Source organism: Mesorhizobium sp. M7A.F.Ca.CA.002.15.2.1, from assembly GCF_003998715.1.
Lineage (GTDB): Bacteria > Pseudomonadota > Alphaproteobacteria > Rhizobiales > Rhizobiaceae > Mesorhizobium > Mesorhizobium ciceri.
The window spans coordinates 1-3,092 of record NZ_RZPI01000651.1; the positions used below are offsets into that span (position 1 = coordinate 1).

The following is a 3,092-nucleotide window of genomic DNA, read 5'->3' on the forward strand; positions in this document are numbered from 1 at the left end:
GTCGGACGGTTTGTCGAGCTCGTCGAGAATGCCGGGCCCCGTATTCGGGATGCCGGCCAAGGCGGTGGCAGGACGCGCGATTGCGACGACGGTCGCAGCCCCTGCCAGCCCAAGCATTCCAGTCAGAAACAATCGCCGATCCATGCCAACCTCCATCGTTGATCATTGCGACAAGGGAAGACATAGAGCGGCTGATTGACGCGCCCAGATGCCGAAGAAAATTGGGTCAATCGCTCTGCCGTGCCGGCGGCGGGCCTTTTTTGGCGATCTCTGACAATCCACGCGGCCAATGCGCCTGTTCCCGGGGATCATTCCTCCGACAAGCCGGCCGTCGTTGCGGCCGTTTCAATGCTCACCGACACGCCCTGGCGCAGGGAGTTGCTGACCGTGGAAATCGCCGCGGCCCTTGTAATGATCTCGGCCGGGTCGGAGCCGTCCAGCGTCGTGCATGAAACCGCCATGGTTGACGAGGTCGCGAGCAAAGGCTTGCCTTCGAGGTTCAGCGTCACGGTCACGGCGATCTTGTCGAGCGTTACGCCCATTTCCTCGGCGACGTAGCGAAGATCGTTGCAGAAGCAGCCGCCGATCGCCAGGGCAAGCAACTGGCCGCCATTGAAGCCCAGGCCCATGCCGCCGGCCTTGCCTTCGGGCCGGTCGACGATGATCGTGTGGCCGCCGGCCCAGCCCATGGCGGCTCGCGTGTCCTCCACATTGCGCAGTTCGACGGTCATCGAGACCATTGCGGATGTCCTCCCGGCAGGAGTCGACCAGGCTTCGGGCGTCGTCGACATACGGTCATTATGCAGGCGCAGAGGCGCCCTTGTCGCTAGGCAATGCCGCGCCCGCCATGTCATCAAGGATCGGACAATCCGGCCTTTCGTCGCCGTGACAGGCATGAATCAGTTTCTGCAGCGTCGAGCGCATCGACTGCAACTCGCGCACTTTCTCCTCGATCGCCGTGACATGGGCGGCGGCGATTTCGCGCACGTTTTGGCTGGCGCGGCTGCGATCCTGGTAAAGCGCCATCAGCTGGCGGCAATCGTCGATGGAAAAGCCGAGATTGCGCGCGCGGCGCAGGAAGGCCAGCCGATGGATGTCGTCTCCGGAATAATCGCGGTAGCCGTTGGCGGCGCGTGCCGGGGCGATCAGGCCGATCTCTTCATAGTAACGGATGGTCTTGGCCGGCAGGCCGGAGCGGTGGGCGGCGTCACCGACATTCATGACGGTTCTCCTCGATTTCCAGGAACCCATGGAGCAGGCCCCTTGAATTTGCTTCACAATCCTGTGAGTCCTGTTGCCAAAATGCCATAGTGATACGCTTACCGGTACGTCAAGGCAGGCATATAGGCATCGCGCGCTTGGCAAGCAAAGCAAATGCCAGCATGAATGATGATGAGAGAGCGGCCGACTCGTGCCGCCGAGTTTGGGCGGGGCACCGGATCACCTGATGCGCATGAAGTCGTTTGCAATCATCGCCGCACTGGCGCTCTCCACTGCTATCGCCGGTTGCAGCACCATCGGCTCGCAGATCTTCTCCAACGACTACGGCGCGGTCACCGACGCCGGTTATCAGCTGCCGCGCATCCCGATCGAGAAAGTGCCGATGAAGTACCATCGGCAGGAAGTGAACTACGATAGCCCGGAAAAGCCGGGCACGATCATCGTCGATACGCAGAACAAGTTCCTTTATTTCATCGAGGGCGACGGAAGGGCCATTCGCTACGGCATCGGCGTCGGCCGCGAGGGCTTCGAGTGGCATGGCACCGCCCACATTGCGCTCAAGCGCGAATGGCCGACCTGGACGCCGCCGAGGCAGATGATCCAGCGCCAGCCGGAATTGGAAAAGTTTGCCGGCGGCATGGAGCCGGGCCTGAAGAACCCGCTCGGCGCGCGCGCCATGTACCTGTTCAACAAGGGCGGTGATTCAGGCTATCGCCTGCATGGCAGCCCCGAATGGAATTCGATCGGCAAGGCGATGTCGTCTGGCTGCATCCGGCTGATGAATCAGGACATTATCGACCTCTATGACCGCGCCTCGGTCGGCGCCAAGGTCATCGTTCTCTAGAGGCAGTTTTCGTACGCGGACCGTCTAGGCAACAACGGACGTCCCAAGCAGAAAACCGGGCAATTCGGCCCGGTTTTTTGTTGTTTGCGCGATGCGACGCCTGCTCGGCGGTCAGGACACCGCCGAGAACGCGGTGGGTACCAAAATTTGGTTGATGATTGTCTCGGTGATCTGGCCATCACGCTCGGAGTCTTCCCGCGCCTGCGTCCAGGCAGGGTCCTTCACGAACGCCGTCCAGCGCTCTTCGCGTTCGGCCAGCGATTCCCATGCCAGCATGTAGGTCAGTTCGTTGTTCGAAGCTCCGATCAGCGTGGTAAAGAAACCCGCTTGGCGGATACCGTGCTTTTCCCATAATTTGAGCGTGATCTTGTCGAAGCGATCAAGAAGCGCCGGCAAGCGTCCCGGCAGAGCCCGGTAAACCCGAAGTTCGTAGATCATTTTGGAGTTCCTTCTGACCGATGCGCCGGAAGCGAAGAAATCGGACCAGACGGTCAGCAGGGTAGAATTGTCAAAACGGGCGTCAGGAGACCTGCTCGACCTGCTGCACTTCCGGCACGAAATGGCGCAGAAGGTTCTGGATGCCGTGCTTCAGCGTCGCCGTCGATGACGGGCAGCCGGCGCAGGCACCCTTCATGTGCAGGAACACCGTGCCATTCTCGAAGCCGCGGAAGGTGATGTCGCCGCCATCCTGGGCGACCGCCGGGCGCACCCGCGTGTCGAGCAGCTCCTTGATGGTGATGACCAGCTCCTCGTCGGCCTTGTCGTAGAACTCACCGGTCTGGCTGGTCTCGGCGGCCGGGCCGGCCTTGGCCATGACGGGCGCGCCGGACATGAAATGCTCCATGATGGCGCCGAGGATCGCCGGCTTCAAATGCTGCCAGTCGGGGCCATCCTTGGTCACGGTGATGAAGTCATAGCCGAAGAAAACGCCGGTGACGCCAGGAATTTCGAACAGCCGGCCGGCCAGCGGCGAGGCGACGGCGGCGCTGTCGGCATCGCGGAAATCGGCGGTGCCTTCCACAAGCAC

At 61.7% G+C, this 3,092-nt stretch carries 5 protein-coding genes; 1 reads left to right on the top strand and 4 read right to left on the bottom strand.

Going from position 1 to position 3,092, the window contains the following annotated elements; genetic code table 11:
- Positions 1 to 308 precede the first annotated feature (308 nt).
- Both ENZ74_RS26895 and cueR read right to left on the bottom strand, forming a co-directional pair.
- Positions 309 to 740: an OsmC family protein gene (locus tag ENZ74_RS26895; protein WP_013528068.1), complete on the bottom strand. Its 432-nt coding sequence runs from the start codon at positions 738 to 740 to the stop codon at positions 309 to 311.
- Positions 741 to 798: 58 nt separating this feature from the next.
- Positions 799 to 1,221, bottom strand: a complete 423-nt coding sequence (gene cueR / locus ENZ74_RS26900; RefSeq protein WP_024501803.1) for a Cu(I)-responsive transcriptional regulator — start codon at positions 1,219 to 1,221, stop codon at positions 799 to 801.
- Positions 1,222 to 1,447: 226 nt separating this feature from the next.
- On the opposite strand from cueR, the gene ENZ74_RS26905 reads away from it, so the two are divergent.
- A complete protein-coding gene (locus ENZ74_RS26905) occupies positions 1,448 to 2,065 on the top strand; it encodes a L,D-transpeptidase (RefSeq protein WP_013528066.1) in 618 nt (205 codons plus the stop codon).
- Positions 2,066 to 2,176: 111 nt separating this feature from the next.
- Here the strand turns inward: ENZ74_RS26905 and ENZ74_RS26910 are convergent, their stop codons facing one another.
- Together ENZ74_RS26910 and ENZ74_RS26915 are read right to left on the bottom strand one after the other, a co-directional pair.
- Positions 2,177 to 2,503 (bottom strand): NIPSNAP family protein, encoded by a 327-nt coding sequence (locus ENZ74_RS26910; RefSeq protein WP_013528065.1) that lies wholly within the window; start codon positions 2,501 to 2,503, stop codon positions 2,177 to 2,179.
- 82 nt (positions 2,504 to 2,585) lie between these two features.
- Positions 2,586 to 3,092 (bottom strand): NifU family protein (locus ENZ74_RS26915; protein WP_164761237.1); only part of this gene is annotated, 507 nt, incomplete at its 5' end.